We start from the raw sequence: 25,163 nt of genomic DNA, 5'->3' as shown, positions 1-25,163 counted from the left end.
TTTCTTATTGTTGTAGTAAGTTCAAAATTAACTTGATTTATAGTTTTTCTTTTAATTCCTCTATTTGTTCAATATGTCTTTTTTCGTGGTATCCGATAAATGGAACCCACTGATCTAGACTCATTAATCCGAATATTGGCTGTGGATAGGCTTTCTCTTTCAGTTGATGCTTGTTGCTATTTGAGACAACCTGAATAAGAACATGACGTGATTCTTTCAGTTTTTCTTTCATCTCTTCAAGTGTGATAAATCTTGCATCTGGATCTGCAAATGAAGGTGCTTTTATCTTTGTAGAACGGTTTACTGTTAACTCAATTGGCTTGGTATTAACAGTCTGCTTTTCACCCTTTTTCAAAGTATATTGAATTGCTTTTGCTACTCCAGATTCAATTATATGTAGATGATGAAGTACTTGCATAATCGTCCAACGACCTTCTTCAACTTCCTTATTTAATTGCTCGTCCGATAGATTGCTTACACTATTCAATAAATCATCTCTTATGCTTTTGTTAAATTCTAAATACTGTTCCAGCTTATATCCCTCCAATACATCTTCATAGAATCGAAGAATTTTTAAAAAGCTATTTTACAATACGAAAAGTATCAGCTAATAGATGACAAAAATAAATCTTGATTAGATCTTTTGTTAATTCTTTTCTCCATAAATCAGTTGTCCACCCATCAAATTACTTCTATCTCTCCACTTTACATATTTTGCAGAAATCCAAGTTATTCCTTCCTCTAAACTAAAATTCGTAGGATTAAAACCTTCACAATTAGCCCAATAGAAAATACCATTTTGTTTTATAAACGTAGCGTCAAGAATTTCTGCAGTATAATCCGCTGGAAGAGGGCTTATGCAAAAGTGTTTAATCTCTTCAAACACTATTTCAATAGCAGAAATTGGTCCAGCTTGTCTTTGAAATAAAAGACTTGCAGATGTAGTAGGGTCAATTGCCATTCCGTAATTTTCCCCAACAAAACTTTTAGTTTGAACATGAGCTTCTTTCAAACAACTATCATGAAAATAGCCAAATTTATTCATGAAGGTCCTAATGTCTTCATCTGTATTCAACGTTTGCCAATCCATATCTCCACTCCTGTCTATGATGAAAAAACAATACGAATCAATGCAAGCATTAATTTGGAAACTTTTACGCCCGCTACTTTAATTAATTTACAGAAGATCTTTCATTCTCTTTAACGTATAAATGAAATATTCCCAGTTATTGATGGTTGAAGATATACTTATATGCTCATCTGGGGTATGCACTAGAAATATATCTGGTCCAATGGAAATAGCATCTAAACCTGGAATCTTCTCAATAAATACACCACACTCAATCCCAGCATGTACAGCAATTACTTCCATCTCTTTACCGTATTTTTCTTTATACGTCGCTTCAAATAGTTTCTTCGCTTTTGAATCAGGATTATAAGGCCATTCAGGATAATCAGAATCAATGAGTACTTCACATTCAAGCATTTCTGCAATCGATCTTACTTGAGTGACCATATAGGATTTAGCACTTTTGATAGAACTTCTTATTTCACTTTCGAATGTAATAGATGAATCAGTTGTCGTTACAACTCCTAAATTAGTAGAACTTTCCACTAACCCCTCTATTGCCATACTCATTCCTTGAACACCATGTGGTATTAATAGCAATGAAGTAATAGCTTTATGCTTCGTTTCGTTAGAGAATACATTTGTAGAGCTTATTTCTCTTTTTTCTAAGACAATCGATACATTTGGATCTGAAAACTGTAATTCGTTTTTCAATATATCATTGTATTTCTCAATTTTTTCTTTTATCTGCTCGTCATCTTCCTTTTGAATGAAGACAATTGCTTCTGCTTCTCTTGGAATGGCATTAGGCTTTAAACCACCATTAATCTGTTGTATAGAATATTGAAATTCCGATGATAGTTCATGTAATACTCTTCCTAATAATTTATTAGAATTACCTCTCTCCTTATTGATAGAGATACCAGAGTGTCCACCTTTTAATCCTTTAATACGAATGCAGTAAGCTACTTCATGATCCTTAGCATTCTCCCATTTAATCGGCAGTACTTGCGTAACATGTACGCCCCCGGCACTGCTGACAAGTAATTTACCATCTTCTTCTGAATCGATATTAATCAAAATTTCACCTTTGAAATGGGCAGCATCTACAGCAATCGCACCATTCATCGTTGTCTCTTCTTCAGTCGTAATGACCACTTCTAGAGAAGGGTGAGGGATATCATTAGCATCTAATAATGCTAACGCATATGCAACTGCGATTCCGTTGTCTGCTCCTAAAGTAGTATCCGTTGCATACAGCATGTCCCCTACTATTCTTAATTGTAGAGGATCCTTTTCAAAATCATGCATCGTATCTTGGTTTTTCTCACAAACCATATCCATATGCCCTTGAATAATGACTGTCGGAACATTTTCATATCCAGTAGTAGCATCTTTTTTAATGATGACATTTAATGCCGAGTCTTGTATTACTTCGAGGTCGCGCTCTTCTGCAAAGCGAACTAGATAATCGCTAATCGCTTTCTCATTCCCTGAACCTCTTGGAATTTTGGATATCTCTGCAAAAAAATGAAATACTCTATGACTTGTTAGTTTTTCTAGATTACTATACATACGATTCACCTTCTCTTTAACAATATTTGAAATGTTTAGTATTATTATAGCTCAACCTTGAGACAAGATGTTGTCCCCAGTATTCATTGTCAGAATATAAATATGTAACTTTAGAATTTAGATTGTTCATTTTTATACTTCTTATTAAATAAAACAATTTTTACTTCTATAAGAAATTTGGCCAGCATCTATTGTAAATACTTGAACTGCTTTGGATGATGCTTCGTTTAATGTTAAAAAACAACCATGCTGGCAATTTCTTTTAGTTTTCCTGGACGACCTATTAGTAATTGTGTAAGTACAACTAATTTTATTCCGATATTCTAGAGTAATAGTATTGAATTGAGAATCTCTTCCCAAATCTTCAATGATTACTGCTTATTTTTAACTAACATCACCATGTTTTGCTTCATGGCTTCTCCCTTTTTAATTCTTATTTAACCATTCGAAAGCTTGAACTACTGCATTGGCAATTTCGATATCTTGTGCACTACTGCCTCCACTAATTCCTATACCGCCAACAATTTTCCCTTCACTAACTAAAGGAATACCTCCTCCAAGAATGACGATATGACCGTTATTTGTGGTATTTATACCAAATGAAGGACTACCTGGAAGAGCTGCTTGCGATAAATTTGCAGTCGGCATCTGCATACTTACACTAGTCCAAGCCTTGTCTTTAGAGATTTCAATACCTGCGATTCTCGCATTATCCATTCGAAGAAAAGCAATCAAATGAGCGCCATCATCTACAATGGCAATATTGCTAGAGAGCCCCATTTGATAGGATTTCTGTTCGGCAACACTCAATAATCGTTTTGCTGTTTCAAGAGTAAGTTTAGCCAAAATTCCACCTCTTTCTTATATGCCTATAGGATATGGCGATACAATAGAAATGGTGTAAACTTAAGCTAATAAGATACATTGTTCTAAATCATCCCGAATTGATGTCACTTTTAATTTTTCTATCCAATTTTCTGCTTCAGATATTCTTCTACTTTTGTACATAAAAAACCCTCTTGGATAAACATAACCAGAGGGGTAAACGTTGCGACTTTATTTCAAGGCTTCATTAAAGATAAGGTGTTTAATATAATATTTTAATTATTCAAATAACAACCTTGAAATTGTATTTAATTCCTATTAGTCTTATATAAAGACATTTTAGAAATGGGGATGGTTATATTTTATGAAAAAAGCACTCATCACCATCATTATCGGTATTGTATTAGTGGCTGGATCATATGGCAGTTTTCAATACAATAAGTATAAAGAAAAACCAATAACGGATGTTCTAAAGCACTTAGAAAACAGTAAGGTTAGCTCTATAGATGTAACAAAAATGAATAAATTAAAATTTGGAAAAAACTATACTTTTAAAAATGATAATTCCTCGATTTTAAAATCACTAAAGAAGGTAAAGCTACGTCTTACAAAAGATGATTACGATATGTTTAATTGTAATTATATAATGTCTATCACAACAGATTTGGACCGAATTACTATATTTTTGTTTGTTGATGAAAAAGAGATGGTTATCTTTAGCGATACTGAAAGTTGGGGTAGAAGACATTATAAAGCTACTGATAGTGACTTTTTTGATGTTGTAGAAACATTATTAACTAAAGAAAATGAAGATGTGTAAATAAAAAGAGGCAATCCAAAAATTCAATTTCTCGACTATTGGATACCCCTTTGCAAATTCAAGTATTATGAATTGTCTATTTTGTTAAATCAATCGATTTTATCCTTTTAGAACAACCATGCTATCTCCTATTTCGTACGTTTTATGAATAGCGAAACAACTATAGCAAGTAAAACGATGATAAATCCTAACGTAAATGCAGAATCAAAACCTGCTGTTAAAGCAGCTACTATTTCCGTTGGGTCATTTGGATTTTCAGACTGTGTTAAATAATCTTTTTGTCCAGATGACATTTTACTAATGAATAGTGCCGTTCCAATGGCTCCTGCTACTTGCTGTAACGTACTAAAGATTGCTGTACCATGTGCATACAATTCTTTAGGTAATTGATTTAGGCCATGTGTTTGTGTAGGCATCATGACAAGCGAGATACCCACTAATAGCATACAATGGATCGTAATAATATATCCTGTTGTCGTTGCAACATCAATCCCTATAAACATCCACATTGCAACAGCTACTAACACAATCCCAGGAATGATAATAGTACGAGGACCATATTTGTCAAAAAGCTTCCCGGTAATCGGAGCCATGAAACCATTTAACACACTTCCTGGCAACATAATTAAACCAGATTTAAAAGCTGATACTAAAAGTACACCCTGTAAAAACATTGGTAGTAATGTCATAGTTGAGAACATCGCCATCATGACAATGACAATTAGTACAACTGTTATTGAAAACATTGGATACTTAAATGTACGTAAATTGAGTATTGGATCCTTAATTTTTAATTGTCTTATAATGAACCAGATTAATGAAGCAACTCCGATTATTAAAGTACAATATACTTCTGCATTTCCCCATCCAAGCTCTCCTGACTTACTAAAGCTATAGACAAATCCGCCAAACCCGATTGTTGATAAAATAATTGATAAGACATCTACTGCTGGTCTAGTTATTTCCGAAACATTCTTTAAATACTTTGCCCCAACAATAATTGATATTAGAGCAAGTGGTATTACGATGTAAAATAACCAGCGCCAATTAAGAGTATCAATAATTACTCCTGAAAGAGTCGGCCCAATAGCTGGTGCAAACATAATAACTAGGCCAATTAAACCCATTGCTCCACCACGTTCTTCCGGTGGGAAGATGATTAAAATGGTATTCATCATAATCGGTATGATTAAACCCGTACCGAATGCTTGTATAATACGCCCTACAAGCAAAAAGCTAAATGCTGGTGCAAATGCCGCAATAATTGTACCTATTAAAAATAAGATCATCGCAGATAAAAACAATTGCCTAGTTGTAAACCACTGTTGTAATAAAGCGGTAACAGGCACTAACACGCCAACAACTAACATATAGACGGTAGTTAACCACTGGATAGTAGTAGGTGTTACACTAAATTCACGCATCAATTCTGGCAATGCATTACTTAATAGTGTTTCATTTAAAATAGAAACAAAAGCACCAATAATCATAGCAATGATAATCGGTCCTTTTTTTATATTCGATAAATCGAATGGATCACTAGGTGATACTTGATTGGTCGTGTTCAAATTTATTTCCTCATTCCTAAATATTTGCTACACTTGTAGGATAAAGCTACTAATGTCTACTAAATAATATACACATTTAATTTTAATCTTGAAAGAATCAAATTTAATTGAGTATCTATATAAACTACAAATCAAGGAGAATGTAGATGAATTTTAATGATAAAAAGGTCGATCTTAGGGTTAGAAGAACATATAAATTATTGTGGGAGGCACTTGAAGAATTGCTATCGCAACCTGGACAAGAGTTTAGCTCCGTTACTGTCAATCAAATTTGCGAAAAGGCAATGGTTCACCGTACTACTTTTTATAAGCATTTTGAGGATAAATACGACTTATTATATTTTGGAATTGAACAATTTAACGAAAAATATGTGAAGGTTAGCTTAGAAGAACGTGTATTAAAACCATTCCAATCCTTTGAAATGGTTCCAAACTTAGAGTTGTTAGACAACATTATGCAATCAAATAAAAATGATAATATTTTCAATAACTATATGAATTATCGTAATAAAGAGACACTAAAGCACGATTTTTTAGAGTTAAATAACCGCGGGGAGAACTTCTCGGTACCAATTGAAATTATTGTGGAATTTTACTCAGGAGCGCTCTCTTCGCTTAGTGCATGGTGGGTTCAAAATGGTCGCAAGGTTCCAGCAAAACAAATGGATCAATATTTTCACGAAATGATTAATAAAGAATTTTTCACTAGTTCAAAATAGTTGTTTCTAATTGCAGCTTCTCCTATCCTGCCTTATTTCAGTAACATTGTTTGAACAGCCATAGCCATAACGACTGTTCAAACAATATGATAGGCTTCATTTATTAAGTAGACTACTATTCATGAACCGTCACTATTATTCCGTCCACATTATTTCCTGATATTTCATAATGTTGATCCACAGGGACATTAATTGTCCTACTCTTTGAAATTTCATAATAAGAAACCGTATAATTTTTCCCCTCAGCATTAATGGAAATATCCCTATTCTCTTTCAAGAAATCTAAGTATTCTTCTAAAGTTAGTTTCTTTTTATGCATAATGGCACTATGAGGTAAACCGACATAGCGTATATGCCAAGGTTCATATTGAATCCCTGTAATGTTTGTTTTATTTTTCGGATAGCGTAGAACAAAGCCGTACTTCCATACCTCTTCTTCAATCCATTTTCCTTCTGGAGCTTTCTCCATTTTCATTTGAGTAGACCCTACATCGAGTGATAAACCTAAATTATGTTCGCTATATCCTGCTGGCAATGCATAATTAGAGCCCATTTTTTGATATAGCTCACTTTGCTCATCAAAATCTCGATAGCCACTACTAATTAAAAAATGACTAACACCTTCTTTTTCCGCCGCTTCTACTACCTTCAAAAATTTATTTACAATATCCTTTGATAGGCGAAGATTTCTATCAAGTATTACATAGCCACTTACTAACTCTTTATTTTGAAATAAATTTATAATATCGGATTTTATGCTATCTTTCTGAACTGGGTAATCTTTATTAACTAGTAATAGATCACCTTTATAAATTTGCTCTTTTGTAATTTCTTTCTTTTCGGTATTCGTTAAAGTTACCTTTTCATCCTTTTCCGCAACCTTAACCTCTACGCCATTTTGATAAAATGATGCCATATAAATACTAACAAATACTGTGCACAATATAAGTGAAAAAAATACCCACTTTTTCATTACTAGTTTCCTCCTTAACCTTACTTAAGTATAGGATAGAAAAAACTATTTAAATAAAATGTGGGGTAAACTTAAAATTTTTATTAAATTTTTAAATGAGATTCCGCACCATCGTCTGCTGGTAATCTTACTTCAAATATTGTTCGGATTAAATTACTTTCAGCAGAAATCGTTCCGTTATGTTGCTCTACAATATTTTTCGCAATGAATAAGCCAAGCCCTGTACTTTCTTGATTCTGGGTTCGTGCTTTATCACCCGTATAAAACATATCGAAAAGATACGGCAACTCTTCCTCTGGAATACTATCTCCATAATTAATAATTTGTACGACAACTTCTCCATTATCAATATGTCCATTTAATTCAACAAACTGTCCATCATAGCCGTAACGAATTGCATTGGTTAATAGATTTTCAAATACTCTTGCCAACAATTTACCGTCTCCATAAATATTTAAATGAGGAGCAATATTCATTCTAGCTACTAAATCATTCTTTTCTAATAAAGGATATAATTCTTCATCTAACTGTATAAGTAATTCACTTATATCAATCAACCTTTTCTCAACCTTTAGCATGCCATATTTCATTCTTGTTATTTCAAATAGCTCATCAATTAGTCCTTCTAATCGTTGAGACTTCGTAAATGCTATCGTCGAAAAATGTTTAATTTGCTCTTTTGTTAAATTCTCCTCTTTAAGAATTAAATCTAAATAGCCTAAAACAGATGTTAATGGAGTTCTTAAATCATGAGCCAAATTTAAAACTAACTGATCTTTACTATTTTCCGCAAAATCACCTCTTTCAACAGCTTCTTTTAACTTTTCACTTGCTAAATTGATTTCGTGCGCAATATCACTAAATTCATCATTTGAATCAACATGAACTCGATTTGTAAAATCACCGTTAGCAAGATAATGAATTCCATTAGAAATTTCATTAAAGTACTTTGAATATGGTCTAGTAAGAAAAAAGAAAAACAAAATAGATAGAGGGATAAATATAATTAAAAAGAAATTAACATCTCCAATATTTCTAATCGTTGACCGAAATTGAGACAAAGGATCCTCATAACGAACCATAGTTTTATAATAGAGCTGAAGCCCTTTGTAGATTATATACGTAATGCCACCAGCTAATATCATGCTTAAAGCAAATAATGCAATCATTTTTGAGCGGAAGCTTCTTACCATTTTAGCCATTGAATGTATAACCAACCCCCCAAACGGTTTTGATCAATTTATTTTTCCTCTTATCTTCTCCAAGTTTTTTCCGTAAAGTACGAATATGTACCATAACTGTATTTCCGCCTTCATAGTACTCCTCGTCCCACACTTGTTGAAAGATATTTTCCACACTATATACTTTCTTCGGATGGCTCGCTAATAAATATAAAATATCAAACTCTTTTGGAGTTAATTCAATATGCTCATCGTGAACACTAACTGTCCTTTGCTCAGGATAAATGACCACTCCACTAATTTCCAAAACATCTTTATTTTCATCCTTTTTCGGTTGATTCAACAGGAAAAATCGTCGCAAATGAGCATTTACACGTGCAACTAATTCTATCGGAGTGAAAGGTTTCGTCATATAATCATCTGCTCCTATTACTAGTCCTGTCACCTTATCGAAATCAGACGTTTTCGCACTCAAGAAAATGATAGGCATATGATATTGCCCTCGAATTTGACGCGTAACTTCATAACCGTCCATTTTTGGCATCATAATATCTAAAATCACCAAATCAATTTGTTGAGATTCGATAACACGAATAACTTCTTCTCCATCAGCTACTTTAACGACATTGTAGCCTTCTTTTTCTAAATGTATCCCAACTAAATCAGCAATTTCTGCTTCATCGTCAGCTACCAAAATTGATACTCGCTTCATTTTAATACACCCCTATATCATTTCAATTCCATACTACTTACACTCTAAAAATTTCTTCATTATATCTTTTCACACGCTCTATTTTAAAATCTTTCACGCTGAACTGTAGCTTTCTTAAAGGAGTATCGAACTTTAATTAAATGGAACTTTAAGGGCTTCCCTCATAAAACCCTAGCACACAAACCAACAATATTATAACTACTACAAGTTACTTTTTAGTACTAAAACTCAAACACAATCTTACCTTCAACTAGCTTCAACTTCGCACTAAACATTGAACCTTTCTTCGATTTAAAGCCTTTCATTTCCTTTGTCACACCGTCTTGACAAAGGTCTGACACCTGCTTCGGTGATAGTTTTTTACCTGCAACTGTTTTAGATACAGTAAACTTACAGCCTGCTTTATAATTCGAGCAGCCATAAAAACTTTTACGAGATAACATCTGTCCTTTTTTACAGATTGGGCAAAGTCCAAGTGGTTCATTGGAAGCACTACCCTCAGCGGCTGCTTGAATATCCGTTTTCTCTACCATTTTTGGAGTTACTTCTATTAAATGATTTAAAAACTTGCAGACATTTTGTATGAAAGCTTCTTTTGAACCTGTACCATTACCAATTTTCCGCAAATAAGTCTCCCATTTCGCGGTCATTGTAGGACTTGATAATAGTGACCCTTCAATCGTCTGGCATAATACGCGTCCTTTATCTGTTATTGAAACGATATTTTTTGTCACGTCTATATAACCATGGCGTTTTATCGTCTCAATAATACCTGAACGTGTTGCTTCAGTACCGAGCCCTTCCACTTCCTTCAAAATATCGCTAGCGCTCTCATCATCCACGAGCTTTCCACAGGTTTTCATCATTTGCACAAGCTGTCCTTCCGAATAAGGCTTTGGAGGCTGGGTTGTCCCTTCATGAATAGCAACTTTTGACTCTACTACCTCATTCACACTTACTCGAGGTAATAATGGTTCTTCATCCTTTTTCTTTGTCGGTTCACTCCCACTCCATAGTGTTTTAAATCCTGGATCTAGCTCCACTTTGCCAACTGTTTTAAAATCGACTGCCTTCACATTCGTCATGATCGTCGTTTCTTCATATACATGATCTCTATGGAACATCGCCAATGCACTCTTCACTATTTCAAAGTAAATATTTCGTTCCATTGGCGATAAGCCTTGTACTTTTGCAGCCGTAGGAATTGTTTTTGTTGGGATGATGGCATAGTGCTCTTCCACTTGTGCATTATCTACATAACGCTTTTGAGGACGTGCATTTGCAATCTCAAATGGTTTATCAACGATTTTCTGATAATCCGCTACTCTGTCAACCAGATAACTAAATTCGGCTTCAGTTATATACTGACAATCTGATCTTGGATAAGAGACTAGCTTTTTCTCATACAAACCTTGTACAACATCCAACACTTTTGCTGGACTGTATTTCCATATTTTATTGGCTTTAGCTTGTAATGTAGAAAGAGCATGTAACTTCGGAGGTTTAATGTGCTTTCGCGCTTTTTTAACATCTTGAATCACACCCGGCAGAATTTCACCTTCAGCAATACAAGCTTGATGCAGTATTTGCTCGACTTCCTCTCGCTTATCCTTCTTAATAGCCGCTTTCCCTTTATACGGCCCTTTTTCAGCTAAAAATTCAGCAGTTAGTTCATAGAAATTAGTCGGTTTAAAATGTTCGATTTCTTGTTGTCTTTGATAAATCATATAAACTGTTGGCGATTGCACACGACCAATCGACATCGTTTCATTTAGACCCTTTGCCTTCAGCAGCATCGTGTATAAGCGGCTTGCATTCATCCCAACGAGCCAATCACTGATTTGACGTGCCTGCGCTTCATGATACAACAGTAGATCCTTATCATTATTTCGCAAATTGGCGAACCCTTTGCGTATCTCATCTACCTCAAGTGAATTTATCCAAAGTCGCTGAACTGGCTTCTGACGCACACCTGTTTGACGATAGATAGAATAAAAAATATTAGATCCTTCTCTGTCCACATCGCATGCGTTAATAAGCACATGTGCTTCTTTAAACAACCGCTTTACCTCTTGAAACTGATCCCACTTGCCTTTCGCCACTCGGAATTCGTAGTTATCCGGTATCATTGGCAATTGTGCCAGAGACCAGCGCTTCCATTCTGGCTTGTAATCTGCGGGTTGTTTTAATTCAACTAAATGCCCTATCCCCCAAGTAATCGTCGCTCCTTCTGGAAACGTCTGATTTGGGGCAAGTTCTATGTAATGTTTTGTTTTCTTTGCTACTTGAAAAGCATCTGCATAAGCTTTCGCCTGCGATGGTTTTTCAGCTAAAATCACTGTAAGTCCCATACTAACACCTCTATTTATATCCTTACTCGTATCATACCGAAAATTTGTTCGGCTGGCTATTGGAGAACTTGAAAAACGTTTCAAAAGTGAGATGACTTTTGAAACGTTCGGAATAGAGTTTACTATACTAAAGAACTTAAACTTTCAATTAATAGAAAAAGTCCTGTACATATCAAAAGAATATAAGTAAATATTCTAAAGACCCGTTGGTTTATCCATTTGAAAATAATTTGCCCTATAAACAAACCGATAAATACGATGGGAATCGCATATAGACTTGATTGCCATATGTGTTTGCTAGTTCCAGTAAAGATGATTTGAGTTATTAGACTGATAAAATATATAAAGAGATAAAAGGCTAATGTCGTTGCTCTTAGCTTTCCTTTTTCAGTATCTGTTCCTGTAAAGTAAAGCAATAATGGCGGCCCAGGCATACCTATACTTGTAGTCAAAACTCCTGAAATACCCCCTACTATGTAATCCCTAATTGGTGTTGCTTTCACTTTGAAATTGCATATCAATAATAAAGTCAATAGTAAAAGGAGTATGCTAACCCCTAATTTTAAAGCATGTATATTCATCGACATAAAGATGAATATACCTATTGGTACACCAACTATACTTCCTAAAATAATTCTTTTTAATAGAAACATATCAATGTCATGACGTATTTTCAAAATTAACGCTACAGAGATAATTAAAGATAAAATAATATTAATTTGTATAGCTTCTTGCGGTTGAAATAACATTAACAAGAACGGTGTCGCCATTATAGAAAAACCAAAACCAGTGCTTGATTGTAAAATAGAAGCCACTAGAATAATACATATAAAGATGAATACAGTCCCCAAAACAACCCTCCTATATAAATATACACTTACTAGTATTTTATCATTTTATGACTGATATTTATTAAACTGCATCTTAATTAGTCCTCAAACTTAAGCATTACAAGTTTCCTTCTAAAATACTACTCTCCATAACAAATGTTTAGATTTCTGAAATTTTTAATAAAATGATAAAAAATTGATAATTTATAAGTAAATCTACTTATTAAATGTTATAATTTTCAAAGTGAACTGGAGGAGATATTATTTGAAATTTTTTAATAAAGTTATTCTAATATCATTTTTAGGGTTATTATGTATATTTACGTTTTCTCTAAATAATGAAGCGAAAGCAGCTGAAAAAGTAACAAAGCTTAATTTTACGCCCTTTGATACAGAACTAGATAAAGATCACGATATTCTTTACATGACAGATTTGGGGAGTAAAACAATTTATGCACACTATTATAAAACTGGGCAAATAAAGTCGCTGAAGCTCCCTTATGCAGCGGAACGTTTGACATTGAGAAACGAAAAGCTTTATGTCACACAACTAAAACAAAATCATACACACTCGACAGAAAGCCCAGAAATCGGAGCCATTGCCGTAGTAAAGACAACGAACTTTACAATCGAAGATGTTATAGATATTGAAACTGATCCATATGATATTGCCGTGGATAAAGATAACTATTTATACATAACACCAGGTTCAGGGCAACATAATAACATTCTCGTATATAATTTAGCTACAAAACAGCGTGTGGAAAATAAAAAAAACTCATCTATATATGAACAATCGACTGTTGTCTACAATGAAGAATTATCGAAACTTTATACAATTTCTAATAGTAGCTCACCCACCGATATTAAAACGAAAGAAATAAATCATGGGATTATTACAGCAAGCTATGACTCACCTGATCATGGGGATTATGCAATAGATCAAACATCAAGTTTATCACCCGATGGATTAAGATTATATAATTTAGGAACGGCGTATAGTTTAACATCCGTAGAATCTGGTGATATGACTTTTAAATTTGATTTTGGTGAATGGTATAACGACTTTGCCTTTAATGACGAATTCACATTTGCGGCAAGCACTGACTCAGGTGTTGATGTTTATTCTTATGAAACAAATGAATTCTTATATACACTCTACGGCACACAATTAGCGAAAGAAGTATTTGTAGATGATGGATTGCTAACTATCACAGAAGATGCAAAGGCTAAATATTCCGTTCGTTTTAATGAGTCATTGCAATCTAATGCACTAACACTCGTGAAATCTACATATGAAGCAACAAATCGCTATAACAGTCATTATGTTGAAAATTTTCAAGATGGTGTTAAATATATACCATTAGACAGTACTTTTAAGATTTATTTCAACCATAATATTTCCAACTCTAATACAGACAAATTTACTCTAACTGATTCCAATGGAGAAGTACCAATCAATGTTAAGATTAAAAAGAATGTAGTAACAATTCAACCAAAAGAATTACAATATTTTACAGATTATACTTTGAATATTGCTAACGGTGCAGTAGTAGGTTATCTAGGTGCGACACAAGACAATGCCATAAACTACCATTTCACTACACTAGCACAACCAGCCTCAGATTTGTCCCTATCTGTGAACGACGATGGTGCTCCTACTAAATATATTTTCACTGCGAATGCAGCAAAAGGTAGTGACGTTGAATATCAATTTTCTGTTGCGACAACAGGTTCCTATACAATTCACCAACCATTTAGTACTACTCGTAGCTTCGTGTTAAAACCGACACGTTCAGGTAGTTATTCCATAAGAGTAGAAGCACGTAGTAAAAACTCTGGAAATTTATCCGATACAGGTCTGTTAAAGGAGATAAGAGTTGTTAATTATGAAATGCCAAAACTCGCTACCATTACGAAAAACTATGATAAAAATCTAAACACCGTTACTATCAATATTCAAGCTACTGATAATACTGGTATTCGATCGATTACATTACCGAATGGAACAGTTGTAAATAAGGCCTATGCAACATTTACGTTAAATAAAAACGGGAGCCATTTGGTAGAAATAGAAGATATATTCGGCAATGTACGGACAGAAGATATTTTTGTCGACGATATTGATTTTTCATCACCAAAACTAAACGTAAAACCAAGCACAACAAAACCAACTAAAAAGAATGTCACATTGACAATTAATGCAACTGATAATGTAGGTATTAAAAAACTTACATTACCAGATGGGTCAATATTACAATCTAGTAATGCCACTTTTACTGCTACAAAAAATGGCACGTACAAAGTCATTGCAGAAGATTATGCAGGCTTAAAAGAGACCTATAAATTTACCGTTTCTAATATTTACAAACAAGCACCGAAAACTCCAGTAGTTCATACTCTTGGAGATGCGGATGTAATGATTTCTGGTAAAGCAGAGCCATATGTAGATTTCGTCTTAAAAATACCTGGTAAAAAAGCAATGGTAACATGGACTTCCGATGATGGTACATTCCAATTTTACATTCCTCGACAAAAAGCAGGTGCGAAAGTAACTTTTTATGCTAAAAACCCACTTGGGGAAACAAGTAAAAAGAAAACGATTATTGTAAAGGATACGACCCCACCCCCAGTATCAAATATATCGATTACATCGGCATCTGTTATGAATGTAAAATCTGAAAGCAGTGCAACAGTTTACATTTATAACGGCAAAAAGTTAGTGAAGAAAACAACAGCGAAAAAATCAGGCTATGTACGTGTACAAATACCTCGCCAAAAAGTAGGCACTACATTATCGATCTATGCAAAAGATAAAGTAGGTAATAAAAGTAAAGTAAAGAAATTTACAATAAAATAAGGCACAGAAAAAAGGGAAGCAATATATATTGCTTCCTTTTTTTGAGGTTATTTATGATGTTTATTCATTGTTCAGAAATGTGATAGAGATACGGCTTACAAATTCCATAATCAACAAAGCTATTTCTAACAACTCACATTTCCACAATAAAACTACTCGATAAATCCCTTATCCATATATCGGTAATATACTTCATTTTTTATTCGTGTTACGATCTGTTGCTCATCTAGCAGCTGTACATCCTTCTATATAAAACTATTTTTGTTTCTCTACAATAACACCATTAAATGCTGATTTATAAATCGCATAGATGTCTTCTTTTAACAATGGTAGTGGACTTCTAGCTAGAATACGTTTTTGTTCAATCGCATCATTTGTAAGTCCTTCTAAAGCATCTTTCGTAATATTAAAGCCTTTTAAAGTAGATGGAATATTAACGTCTTCTACAAGTCGTTTTAACTCAATCACACATTTATATGATGCTTCTGTTTGTGAAAGGTTTGTAGCGCTAAAGCCCATTGCTTCATATATATCTTTCATACGTTTTTCACAGCTTTGACGAATATAGCCCATTACATATGGAAGAAGTACGGCATTTGAGTCACCATGAGCAATATGGAATTGACCTCCGATTGGATAAGCTAATGCATGTACGCCTGCTACGCCTGCATTAAAGAAGGCAAGTCCTGCTAAGTAGCTACCATAACTCATATCTGAACGAGCTTGTTTATCCGTACCATTTTTTACAGCTGTACGAATAGAATTGCTTATTAAACGAATTGCTTGTAGTGCTAATGCATCTGAAACTGGACTAGCAAATTTTGAAATGTATGCTTCAACTGCATGTGTAAGTGCATCGACACCCGTTGCAGCAGTAATTTTTGGAGGTAAAGAAATTGTTAATGCAGGGTCTACAATTGCCACATCAGCAAGTAAATAATCATGTGCAATAACATCTTTTGTTGTTTCTAATGATAGCACTGAAATATTCGTAATTTCAGAGCCAGTACCTGATGTAGTTGGCACAAGAATGGTTGGAATACCTTTTGATTGAATTTCCTTCGTCCCAGTTAAATTTAAATAGTCTTCAACTTTACCTTCATGAGTAGCTAACACACCTGCAATTTTTGTTAAATCTAATGCACTACCCCCTCCAAGACCAATAACTAAATCGAATTGATGCTCTCTCGTATAGGCAACAACTTTTTCACCAATTGCTAAAGGTGGTTCAGGTACAACTTCAGTGTAAATATCAACCTCCAAACCTGCTTTTTCAAGTGGTACAACTATATTATTTGTTAACCCTAGTTCTTCTAAGAATGGATCTGTTACTAGTAGAATTTTTTGTGCATTAAATCGTTTAACTTCTTCTTCTAAATGTTCTAATGAGCCCCAACCAGTATAGCTAATTGGTGCAAAAGTAATTTTTTCAGACATTGCAATCGCTCCCCTTTTTATTGATTCCAGACAACAAGTTTTGTTTCGGTCATTTCATGAATGGCGTATTTCAACCCTTCTTTACCAGTGCCACTTTCTTTGACACCACCATAAGGCATTTGGTCAATACGGTAAGTAGGAATATCGTTGATCATAACTCCACCAACTTCTAATTCTTTCGAAGCTTTAAATGCTGTCTTAATATCGCTCGTGAAAATGCCCGCTTGCAAACCGTAGTTTGAGTTGTTAATTGCTTGAATGCCTTCTTCAACGGAAGAAATTCTGTTCACAATAACTACAGGTGCAAAAACTTCTTGGCATGAAAGCTTTGCATCTTCTGCTACATTTTCCAAAATGGTTGGCATGAAAACATCATTTTCAACTTTACCACCGATTAATACTGAAGCACCTGCTTCCACTGCTTCATTTACCCAGTCAGTTGCACGTTGTTGTTCCTTTTCATGAATCATTGCAGAAACATCAGTTGTTAAATCTAATGGATTACCTATGACTAACTCTTTTGTTTTCTCAACAAATTTAGAAAGGAATTCTTCCGCAAGCTCATCCATTACATAAATACGTTGTAGTGAAATACATACTTGACCTTGATTTGAAAATGCGCCACTCACGCATTTTGAAACGATTTCATCAATATTGACATTCTTATCAATAATAAGGCCTGCGTTTGAGCCTAATTCTAATGCCACTTTCTTTAAACCTGCTTTATTGCGAATTCCAATGCCTACAGCCGGGCTACCCGTAAAGGTAATCATGCTAACTTTATCGCTTTCCACTAATGCGTCACCAACTGTTTTACCCCCACCAGTTACTACATTAAACGCACCTTTTGGTAAAGCTGTTTGATCGATTAATTTCGCTAAAAACAATGCTGAAAGAGGTGTTTGTGATGCTGGTTTCAAAACAATTGTATTACCAGCAGCAATAGCTGGTCCTACCTTATGCGCTACTAGATTTTGTGGAAAGTTAAATGGTGTAATAGCACCAACTACTCCAATTGGCTGCTCAATTGTGTATCCTAAACGGTTCCCACCATTTTTGGCAGCATCCATTGGAATCATTTCGCCAGTAAGACGTTTTGCTTCTTCAGCAGCAAATTTATAGGTTTCAATCGTGCGATCAATTTCGCCCAATGCAAATTTCAACGGTTTTGCTGCTTCAATAGATATAATTTCAGCCGCTTCTTCTCTATTTTCGATAAATAATCTCGTAATATCTTCAAGAATAGCTGCTCTTTCATAAGCAGTTAGTTTGGCCATTTCCACTCTAGCTTCGTAAGCAATATTGATAGCTTCCTCAACTTCAATTCTAGTAGCCTGTGGAATTTTTGCAATAATCTCTTTTGTATGTGGTGATGCTAATTCTGCGTATTGTACTGATTTTTTCCATTCACCGTTCACATAATAACTTTTTTCCATAAAGCAAAATCTCCCTTTTTAAGCGATTTCTTTATTTTCTTCACTATCTTTAACAAAAGTATTATCAACTTCTCCTTTGAAGAAATCTTTCCCGTAAATTAGTAAGCATAGAAGAATTCCTACTGCAAAGCCCCAAGTTGCGCCTTTAATACAAAGCACTGCACCTATAACACCTGCAACACCTAAATCACGTTGACTTCTCGCTTCTAGAACACCTACTTTAACACTTACAAAGCCTTGAATTAACATCGTTAACGCTAAGGCAACACCAAGAATCGGTTGTACAAGACTTACAATTGGTAGTAATAATAAGCCTGTATTTGTACCCCAACGGAATGAACCAATACCTCCGAAGAACGAGTCCATCGCTTTTCGGCCTTTTTTGAATCGTTCTACAGTGACAACTTGCATCGCTGCCCACATCGGTCCACACATCGATACGTCTGGTCCAAGAATACTCATTGCAGAGTTACGGATACCGAAAATCCAGTGAGCACGGTTCGCATTGTAATCAATTTTCTCATCAGGTCTAGCTACTTGTGCTTCATCAATTAATGCTTTAGCTTGTAAAATTTCACCGAATAATACGATGTATGCTGCGATTACAGTTGGAATAGCCATTAAGAATGTTTTTAAAGGTGGTAGCCCAATTCCGAACACTGTATATTCATTCCAAAGTGTTATAAAATCTGGTTTTGAAAAGCCCCATTCAATTGCTGGCCAATGTGCTTCTCCAAAGATTGGCGCAACGATTACTGCCAATAAAATAACTGGAAGTACACCTAATTTACCAATGATGCGTAATATGCCGTTTTTGTTTTGTAACTTCGCAAATTGTTTCGAGAATAATAAGTAAAATCCGATCCCAACAGCGATTGTGATTGTCCATGGGAACGTATCAAATTTACCGCCTACTTGGAATACTGAAATAATTGCAGCAAAGCCAGCACCTAAAATGATGCCTGATTTCATTGCTGGAGGGATTAATCGAACAACTTTTGTGGCAAGCCCTGTTGCTCCGAGCAGTAACGACAGTATCCCGAGTGTCATCTGGAAGGCTATGAGGGCATGTATTCGATCTTGTCCCTCTGCAAACTCTTGTACATACAACACAAGTAACGGAATAGCTGGTGTAATCCATCCTGGTACTACTGGGTCCCCTAAAAGATGATGTAGTAAATAAAATACTCCGTTTGCCATAACAATTGCTAACGCAACTTCAAAAGGCATCCCCAATACTTCTGTCATTAACGGTATTGCTGAAAGATCAACCGCACACATTAATAACCCTTGCACATAATCCGGCCATTCAAATTTGTAGTGAATGAACGGCATTCTAATTTTGAATGGTCCAGCTGGTATATACGGTGATTCTTCTCCATACGCACGTTTTTTCCATAGCATGAATCATTTCTCCCCTTTGTGTTGTTTATGTAACCCCTTACATGTTGAACGAAATAAAAAATCCAACACATATCAAAATACAAATAGCTCAAATGAATACGTAACCATTTCACATCAAAAATAAAAGCTAACCAAAATGGTTACGTATTCATTTTATAAAATAGAAAAGATTCAATCTTTTCTTTTAGCTGTTGTATTTCTTAAAAAGACTTTAACAGATTCAGTTATTTGTATGCAAGTACTTTTTTCTAGCTCGATCATCTCAATAAGCTTTTCAATGGCCAGACGTCCTAAGTTATTTTCTGTAATACTCCCAACCGTTGTCAATTGCATAGCTCCATGGTTACTCAAATCCACATTATCAATTCCAATTATACTAATATCTTCCGGTATTTTTAATCCAGAGCTTAAGGCATTATTCATTAAATTAAATGCTACTGAGTCTGCCCCACTACAAATGGCGGTTGGTTTTTCTTTACATTTCTGCAATGTTTCAAACGCTTTTTGAATATCATTTTTAGTTGAATCTGTATGGAAAATATATAAGGGATTCTCAATAATTCGATATTTTTTCAATGCTTTTTTGTATCCTTCAAAACGATTTTTAAATGTACTCACCGTTAAAGGACCTCCAACCCATGCAATATCTTTATGGCCAAGTTGAATTAAATGCTCCGCAGCTAAAAAACCTGCCTCCTCATTGTCAATTTCTACAAAGAGTTCTTCATTTTTATGTTTACGGTTATACGTTATAAATGGAATAGACATCTTTTTTAATCTTTCAAAAATCGGGTCATCTAATAAAATGCATGACAAAATCATGCCATCAACTTTGTTTTCAATTGCTGATGAATATGCTTCCGATAGCTTTTTATCATTCACAAAGTGAACATTAACTCTATATCCATTTTCGTTTGCATAGTTAACAATTGCAGTTGTAGTATCTACAAAGAAAGGATTATGTAATGGCCCTGATAAGAGCGTGATGACTCCAGTTTTTTTCTGTACTAGTGAGCGTGCATTAGCATCTGGTACATAGCTTAATTTTTCAATTGCTTTTAATACTTTATCTTTTGTTTTCTGCTTAACTAGATCAGGTGTATTTAGTACTCGTGAAACAGTCGTTTGTGAAACTCCTGCATGTTTGGCAACATCTTTTGAAGAAACCACTATCATTGCCCCTTTTCCTTTAATTTCTCTCTTAAATATACATGGAAAACGGCAATTCAGTAAAGTTTTCTACCAGTTTGTTTGTTATATGAATTCAGATAATACGCAAAAAGTTCAATCAAAAATTTAAGATTACTATTCTAGTTATCTACCAAAATTAAAATAAAATATAACAGCTTGCATATATCTAACGAATTGCAAACTGTAAATTATATCTTTATGTCTTATATAGTTCATTTCCCTACAGTAAACCCAACTACACGATTATTATCTTTTTTAATCAAAACTTCTGGTAAACCAGTAGCGACATGCGATTTGTCTTTAAAAGTTACTTTGTATACTACTTGCCCAATATCTTTTGGTTTTGAAATTCCGTCTGATGCATTGACTAAATGGTCAGTAATACTGGCTGTTTCAACTTGGATTGATTCTGAAGTTCCACAATTATTTTTAATAAGATAATCTTTTGCTACTTGAGTTACATTTACTTTAATATCATTTGATAATTCAAATGACACATCAATACGCTCTTCATCACTAGTACATCCGAATAACATGATTGATAAGCAAAAGAAAACGATGGTATTTATCATTTTCCGTTTCAATAAAACTCCCCTTTTTTCAAAAGTATTTTAAACAATGGCAAAAAAGCTGATGTCGTCATATTTTTTTATATATAATTGAAATATTGATAATTACTTATATTAGAATATGCTTCAATAGTTGATATCATATGTATAAAATTATTGGAATATAAAAGAGCAGCGACATATTATCGCTGCTTAATAAGAAACTACAATTCTTCCACCTTTTTTTTATAAACTTTTATATCAGTAGACCATTCTGTATTTTCATAATGCGTTACTTTACAATACTACGAACCATCTTTTATATCAAAATGACCTTTATCAGATTCAAAATATTGTTCTCCAAGTCGAATATTTAAGCTATCGTTACCACTTGATTCTTTAGTATAAACAGAACATTTCCCTTGGATACAGTTTTCTGATATCAACGAAGTCGATTGAGGTTTGAATTATTAGTACTGGTCATATGTCTCCTACTATACCTTTTTTACCACTCTCCCAAAATAATTCGTCCCTATGACTCCGATTATGATCACTAGTGCTCCTACTAAATGATAATAGTGAAATTCCTCTTGTAGAAAAAGAACTCCTGCTAAAATCGTAATGAGCGTCGCAACATTACTGAAAACACTCATTTTAGATGCAGCCATTTTCGATAACGCATAATTAGATAAAAACGAAGTAATAAGTGAAGAAAGAATACCTAAATAGACAATTGCTAAAACAAAATCTAAATGCATAAAAGGTTGGAAGAATTGTTTCGTAGTACCATTGACAACATTCATACTAATGGCAATACCGTTAAAACCTATAAATCCAAAAAGTGTCATTATATACGTTAAAGTAAACAATGAATACTGTTGCGTTAACTTTCTTGCAAAAACATTATAAAGTGCTGATGTAATGGCTGATAACAAGATAAATCCACTTCCAATGAAGCTAACCTTAGCTGTCCCTACCCCGTTCATCATGAAGATAAAGATGACCCCAAGTACTGATAAGCTAACGCATATTAGCTGTTTAAATGAAGTATTTTCTTTCAAGATTATACTAGCTAACAGTAATGTGAAAATCGGAATAGTAGCTTGAATAATGCCTGCTTCTGAAGACGAAGTACGCGCTAGACCAAACACTTGGAAAGCAAAAAATAAAATAGGATAAAGTAATGCTAAAGGAAGAATTCTTTGTAAATCCTTCCATCCAATTTGTAGTTTATTTTTACTAAGTAACAGAAAAATCGTTGCTACAATCCATGCAACTGTAAAACGATGTGCCAGTGTTTCTAATGGACTTGCCACCGTTAGTGCAATTTTGACAAACATAAAGGAAAGTCCAATTATTAGGGCATATATAATTGCTGCGATATATGCTTTTCTCATTTCTTTCATACGATATTACCTCTTTTCGATTAATCCGGCCGGTACAACTATCGTATTAAAAAACACATATTTAGACGACTACAAAAAAACACATCTGTACCGATACAGATGTGTTTAGCATATATAGATATTTCATTTTTTTAACTTAAGTACGTTTGTTGAAAAAATGTCTATTGCATTAAGGTTACTTTAAGTAATATGAATGTCTGTTCCATACTGAAGCAAATTTAGCTTCCTTGCCACAGATTGGGATGCAAAATTATCCCACGAAGTGCTATATAGAGCAATTCGTCCTTGTTTTTGTACCTCTGTTGCCCAAGCATTTGTAACATCTATACCGTATCCTCTACCACGATAATCTTCAAGTGTGTATACACTTGCTTCGTCTGCTTTTGTGGTCTTCCTAGCACTACAGCAAATCGAAACGGGCATATTTTCCTCAACTATTACAAAACAAGGTTGCTTATACTCAAAATCCTCAAATGTATATGGAAAATAAGGCTTTAACATTTCTTTGTTTTCATGAGTTACTTGTATTGCTTGAGTATCAGCCCTATCTCTTACATCTGGAAATACATATGCAGGACCTATCCATAAATTATTTATTTGACGGTCACTACTTAAAACATTGATTACTTCCCCTAGTTCAGCACCTGGTTTTGTTCCTATTGCCTGTTCTAACTTCTCTACAAGGTCCTCTTCCAGCGTATTGGAATATCTCACTAAACTTCCCAAGTTAGTACCTCCAATGAAAATTCTTGGTGCAACATCGTATGGTGGTTCATTTATAACTGTTACTCGATTTTCAAAATCATGTTTAAATAACACATTCACATGGTGTTCCATTAATTCTATTTCAGATAACATAAACATTCCTCCATAATTAAACATGTCAATTTAGGCTCGTTTTTGTCTTTGAAAAAAACTTTTTATTTCTCTGTCCTTTTAATTGAAGATGAAAAATGAGCTGTCTGTACTTTAGATCTCAAAAAAAGTATTGCTAGGTCGGATAATAGATTGTCATACTTAAACGTGTTAAAGTGTCCCCCGAATTATGATATTTGTGAGGTCTGTCAGCCTTAAATCTGATTGAGTCACCACTTTTTAAAATATAACTACTGTCACTTACACTAATCGTTACTTCTCCATCAAAAACAGTGATAAATTCCTCAGTTCCCTCTCTATGAGAATCAGAGCTTAATGCCCCTTCTTTTTCTATTTCAACCGAGTAAACTTCAAAGCGTCTATCCTCTTGGAAAGGAAATGAGGGATAGACTCTATAACGTCCATTGTCTTCAGACAATACTTGAATTTCACTTTTTAAAACAACTTTAGTATCTGGTTGTGGATTATTTATTAGTGAAGTAAAGGATATCTTTAATCCATTAGCTATTTTCCAAATCGTAGTCAGAGTTGGACTTGACTCTCCTCTTTCTATTTGCCCTATCATCGTTTTACTTACTCCACTTAGTTGAGATACCTTCTCCAAACTTAATTTTTCTTTCTCTCTAATCGCTTTTAAATTCTTTGCAAGAATAAGTTGTATTTCTTCCATAAACTCACTCCTATTCTGTGTACAATATAACGACCTTTATGTATAATAAAAAGCACGTAGTCGTTATATTGTTTATTTCGAACATTATAACATACGAATTTAAAGGGAGGTCCCTATATGCCTATATTTTCATTTTTATTATTTGTTTTTATTTCCAGTTTCACCCCAGGTCCCAATAATATCATGTCAATGGCGTTTGCGAATAAACATGGTTATAAAAAGACATTTAGGTTTTGTCTAGGAGTAGGTGTTGGATTTTTTGCCATCACATTATTGTGTACTTTTTTAAATAACATCCTTATAAGTGCTCTGCCAATAATTGAACTTCCTTTGACGATTTTTGGTGTGGCTTATATGTTATATTTGGCTTATAAAATCCTTACTAGTAAGGATCATGACAGTGGCAATGATGAAGGTAAAAGTAAAGGTTTCTTCATAGGTATCTTGTTACAATTTGTTAATCCAAAAGGTATTCTTTTTGGTATTACAGTAGTATCAACTTTCATTCTCCCCTACTACAATTCATATTCCAGCTACTTTCTTTTCTCAGTATTTTTAGGAATGGTTGGTGTAATGAGTACATTTAGTTGGAGTTTATTTGGTTCTATTTTTCAAAAGCACTTATTACATTACAGGCAACAATTTAATATAGTTATGGCCGTTTTATTGGCATATAGTGCTTTTTCAATTCTTATCAAATAGAATAATAGTA

Annotated in this window: 22 protein-coding genes; 4 read left to right on the top strand and 18 right to left on the bottom strand. The window is 34.1% G+C overall.

The genetic code is table 11. The features are described from left to right. Positions 1-37 precede the first annotated feature (37 nt). The 4 genes from MKY02_RS09975 to MKY02_RS09960 form a co-directional block, all read right to left on the bottom strand. Positions 38-547 (bottom strand): DinB family protein, encoded by a 510-nt coding sequence (locus MKY02_RS09975; protein ID WP_340711116.1) that lies wholly within the window; start codon positions 545-547, stop codon positions 38-40. A gap of 99 nt (positions 548-646) precedes the next feature. Beyond that, positions 647-1,090: a hypothetical protein gene (locus tag MKY02_RS09970; protein WP_340711115.1), complete on the bottom strand. Its 444-nt coding sequence runs from the start codon at positions 1,088-1,090 to the stop codon at positions 647-649. A gap of 87 nt (positions 1,091-1,177) precedes the next feature. Further along, a complete protein-coding gene (locus MKY02_RS09965; protein ID WP_038182285.1) occupies positions 1,178-2,644 on the bottom strand; it encodes an aminoacyl-histidine dipeptidase in 1,467 nt (488 codons plus the stop codon). Between the two features lie 426 nt (positions 2,645-3,070). After that, positions 3,071-3,490, bottom strand: coding sequence for an ATP--cob(I)alamin adenosyltransferase (locus MKY02_RS09960; RefSeq protein WP_038182290.1), 420 nt, complete (start codon positions 3,488-3,490; stop codon positions 3,071-3,073). A 343-nt stretch (positions 3,491-3,833) separates the two neighbouring features. Between MKY02_RS09960 and MKY02_RS09955 the strand changes: the two genes are divergently transcribed. Next, complete coding sequence (locus MKY02_RS09955; RefSeq protein ID WP_076034801.1) at positions 3,834-4,289, top strand: hypothetical protein; 456 nt, start codon at positions 3,834-3,836, stop codon at positions 4,287-4,289. Between the two features lie 128 nt (positions 4,290-4,417). Here MKY02_RS09955 and MKY02_RS09950 read toward each other — a convergent pair whose 3' ends face one another. Then, the gene (locus MKY02_RS09950; RefSeq protein WP_412104685.1) at positions 4,418-5,806 is read right to left on the bottom strand and encodes a DHA2 family efflux MFS transporter permease subunit; all 1,389 of its coding nucleotides are present in this window, start codon (positions 5,804-5,806) and stop codon (positions 4,418-4,420) included. Positions 5,807-6,003: 197 nt separating this feature from the next. Between MKY02_RS09950 and MKY02_RS09945 the strand changes: the two genes are divergently transcribed. Then, on the top strand, positions 6,004-6,576 hold the full coding sequence (locus MKY02_RS09945; RefSeq protein ID WP_340711113.1) for a TetR/AcrR family transcriptional regulator: 573 nt from the start codon (positions 6,004-6,006) through the stop codon (positions 6,574-6,576). Between the two features lie 115 nt (positions 6,577-6,691). Here MKY02_RS09945 and vanY read toward each other — a convergent pair whose 3' ends face one another. The 5 genes from vanY to MKY02_RS09920 form a co-directional block, all read right to left on the bottom strand. Next, positions 6,692-7,549, bottom strand: coding sequence for a VanY-A/VanY-F/VanY-M family D-Ala-D-Ala carboxypeptidase (vanY, locus tag MKY02_RS09940; RefSeq protein WP_076034800.1), 858 nt, complete (start codon positions 7,547-7,549; stop codon positions 6,692-6,694). Positions 7,550-7,632: 83 nt separating this feature from the next. Beyond that, the gene (locus MKY02_RS09935) at positions 7,633-8,751 is read right to left on the bottom strand and encodes a HAMP domain-containing sensor histidine kinase (protein WP_076034799.1); all 1,119 of its coding nucleotides are present in this window, start codon (positions 8,749-8,751) and stop codon (positions 7,633-7,635) included. Further along, on the bottom strand, positions 8,744-9,442 hold the full coding sequence (locus tag MKY02_RS09930; protein WP_038182305.1) for a response regulator transcription factor: 699 nt from the start codon (positions 9,440-9,442) through the stop codon (positions 8,744-8,746). Before MKY02_RS09930 ends, MKY02_RS09935 begins: the two co-directional genes overlap by 8 nt. A 221-nt stretch (positions 9,443-9,663) precedes the next feature. Then, positions 9,664-11,793, bottom strand: coding sequence for a type IA DNA topoisomerase (locus tag MKY02_RS09925; protein WP_038182308.1), 2,130 nt, complete (start codon positions 11,791-11,793; stop codon positions 9,664-9,666). A gap of 122 nt (positions 11,794-11,915) precedes the next feature. Next, positions 11,916-12,644 (bottom strand): sulfite exporter TauE/SafE family protein, encoded by a 729-nt coding sequence (locus MKY02_RS09920; RefSeq protein ID WP_038182311.1) that lies wholly within the window; start codon positions 12,642-12,644, stop codon positions 11,916-11,918. A 244-nt stretch (positions 12,645-12,888) separates the two neighbouring features. Between MKY02_RS09920 and MKY02_RS09915 the strand changes: the two genes are divergently transcribed. Then, a complete protein-coding gene (locus MKY02_RS09915; RefSeq protein ID WP_340711112.1) occupies positions 12,889-15,483 on the top strand; it encodes an Ig-like domain-containing protein in 2,595 nt (864 codons plus the stop codon). Positions 15,484-15,738: 255 nt separating this feature from the next. Here the strand turns inward: MKY02_RS09915 and MKY02_RS09910 are convergent, their stop codons facing one another. The 8 genes from MKY02_RS09910 to MKY02_RS09875 form a co-directional block, all read right to left on the bottom strand. Next, complete coding sequence (locus MKY02_RS09910; RefSeq protein WP_340711111.1) at positions 15,739-16,920, bottom strand: iron-containing alcohol dehydrogenase; 1,182 nt, start codon at positions 16,918-16,920, stop codon at positions 15,739-15,741. 17 nt (positions 16,921-16,937) lie between these two features. Further along, positions 16,938-18,356 (bottom strand): aldehyde dehydrogenase family protein, encoded by a 1,419-nt coding sequence (locus MKY02_RS09905; RefSeq protein ID WP_076034797.1) that lies wholly within the window; start codon positions 18,354-18,356, stop codon positions 16,938-16,940. 18 nt (positions 18,357-18,374) lie between these two features. Then, on the bottom strand, positions 18,375-19,760 hold the full coding sequence (locus tag MKY02_RS09900; RefSeq protein ID WP_038182322.1) for a membrane protein: 1,386 nt from the start codon (positions 19,758-19,760) through the stop codon (positions 18,375-18,377). A gap of 171 nt (positions 19,761-19,931) precedes the next feature. After that, the gene (locus MKY02_RS09895; protein ID WP_412104679.1) at positions 19,932-20,936 is read right to left on the bottom strand and encodes a LacI family DNA-binding transcriptional regulator; all 1,005 of its coding nucleotides are present in this window, start codon (positions 20,934-20,936) and stop codon (positions 19,932-19,934) included. A 227-nt stretch (positions 20,937-21,163) separates the two neighbouring features. Then, complete coding sequence (locus MKY02_RS09890; RefSeq protein ID WP_038182332.1) at positions 21,164-21,535, bottom strand: hypothetical protein; 372 nt, start codon at positions 21,533-21,535, stop codon at positions 21,164-21,166. Between the two features lie 458 nt (positions 21,536-21,993). Continuing rightward, positions 21,994-22,905: a DMT family transporter gene (locus MKY02_RS09885; RefSeq protein ID WP_038182333.1), complete on the bottom strand. Its 912-nt coding sequence runs from the start codon at positions 22,903-22,905 to the stop codon at positions 21,994-21,996. A 180-nt stretch (positions 22,906-23,085) separates the two neighbouring features. After that, positions 23,086-23,763 (bottom strand): GNAT family N-acetyltransferase, encoded by a 678-nt coding sequence (locus MKY02_RS09880; RefSeq protein WP_038182334.1) that lies wholly within the window; start codon positions 23,761-23,763, stop codon positions 23,086-23,088. Positions 23,764-23,896: 133 nt separating this feature from the next. After that, on the bottom strand, positions 23,897-24,451 hold the full coding sequence (locus MKY02_RS09875) for a helix-turn-helix domain-containing protein (protein WP_038182335.1): 555 nt from the start codon (positions 24,449-24,451) through the stop codon (positions 23,897-23,899). A gap of 117 nt (positions 24,452-24,568) precedes the next feature. Between MKY02_RS09875 and MKY02_RS09870 the strand changes: the two genes are divergently transcribed. Continuing rightward, a complete protein-coding gene (locus MKY02_RS09870) occupies positions 24,569-25,153 on the top strand; it encodes a LysE family transporter (protein WP_038182336.1) in 585 nt (194 codons plus the stop codon). Positions 25,154-25,163 lie beyond the last annotated feature (10 nt).

It is taken from the genome of Viridibacillus sp. FSL R5-0888 (assembly GCF_038009105.1).
GTDB classification, from domain to species: Bacteria; Bacillota; Bacilli; order Bacillales_A; family Planococcaceae; genus Viridibacillus; species Viridibacillus arenosi.
This window is presented reverse-complemented; position numbering and strand designations above follow the sequence as displayed.

Coding starts and splice junctions, on each gene's coding strand:
- MKY02_RS09970 (WP_340711115.1), bottom strand. CDS start 1,090: ATGGATTGGCAAACGTTGAATACAGATGAAGACATTAGGACCTTCATG.
- MKY02_RS09965 (WP_038182285.1), bottom strand. CDS start 2,644: ATGTATAGTAATCTAGAAAAACTAACAAGTCATAGAGTATTTCATTTT.
- MKY02_RS09955 (WP_076034801.1), top strand. CDS start 3,834: ATGAAAAAAGCACTCATCACCATCATTATCGGTATTGTATTAGTGGCT.
- MKY02_RS09945 (WP_340711113.1), top strand. CDS start 6,004: ATGAATTTTAATGATAAAAAGGTCGATCTTAGGGTTAGAAGAACATAT.
- vanY (WP_076034800.1), bottom strand. CDS start 7,549: ATGAAAAAGTGGGTATTTTTTTCACTTATATTGTGCACAGTATTTGTT.
- MKY02_RS09935 (WP_076034799.1), bottom strand. CDS start 8,751: ATGGCTAAAATGGTAAGAAGCTTCCGCTCAAAAATGATTGCATTATTT.
- MKY02_RS09930 (WP_038182305.1), bottom strand. CDS start 9,442: ATGAAGCGAGTATCAATTTTGGTAGCTGACGATGAAGCAGAAATTGCT.
- MKY02_RS09925 (WP_038182308.1), bottom strand. CDS start 11,793: ATGGGACTTACAGTGATTTTAGCTGAAAAACCATCGCAGGCGAAAGCT.
- MKY02_RS09910 (WP_340711111.1), bottom strand. CDS start 16,920: ATGTCTGAAAAAATTACTTTTGCACCAATTAGCTATACTGGTTGGGGC.
- MKY02_RS09905 (WP_076034797.1), bottom strand. CDS start 18,356: ATGGAAAAAAGTTATTATGTGAACGGTGAATGGAAAAAATCAGTACAA.
- MKY02_RS09900 (WP_038182322.1), bottom strand. CDS start 19,760: ATGCTATGGAAAAAACGTGCGTATGGAGAAGAATCACCGTATATACCA.
- MKY02_RS09895 (WP_412104679.1), bottom strand. CDS start 20,936: ATGATAGTGGTTTCTTCAAAAGATGTTGCCAAACATGCAGGAGTTTCA.
- MKY02_RS09885 (WP_038182333.1), bottom strand. CDS start 22,905: ATGAAAGAAATGAGAAAAGCATATATCGCAGCAATTATATATGCCCTA.
- MKY02_RS09880 (WP_038182334.1), bottom strand. CDS start 23,763: ATGTTATCTGAAATAGAATTAATGGAACACCATGTGAATGTGTTATTT.
- MKY02_RS09875 (WP_038182335.1), bottom strand. CDS start 24,451: ATGGAAGAAATACAACTTATTCTTGCAAAGAATTTAAAAGCGATTAGA.
- MKY02_RS09870 (WP_038182336.1), top strand. CDS start 24,569: ATGCCTATATTTTCATTTTTATTATTTGTTTTTATTTCCAGTTTCACC.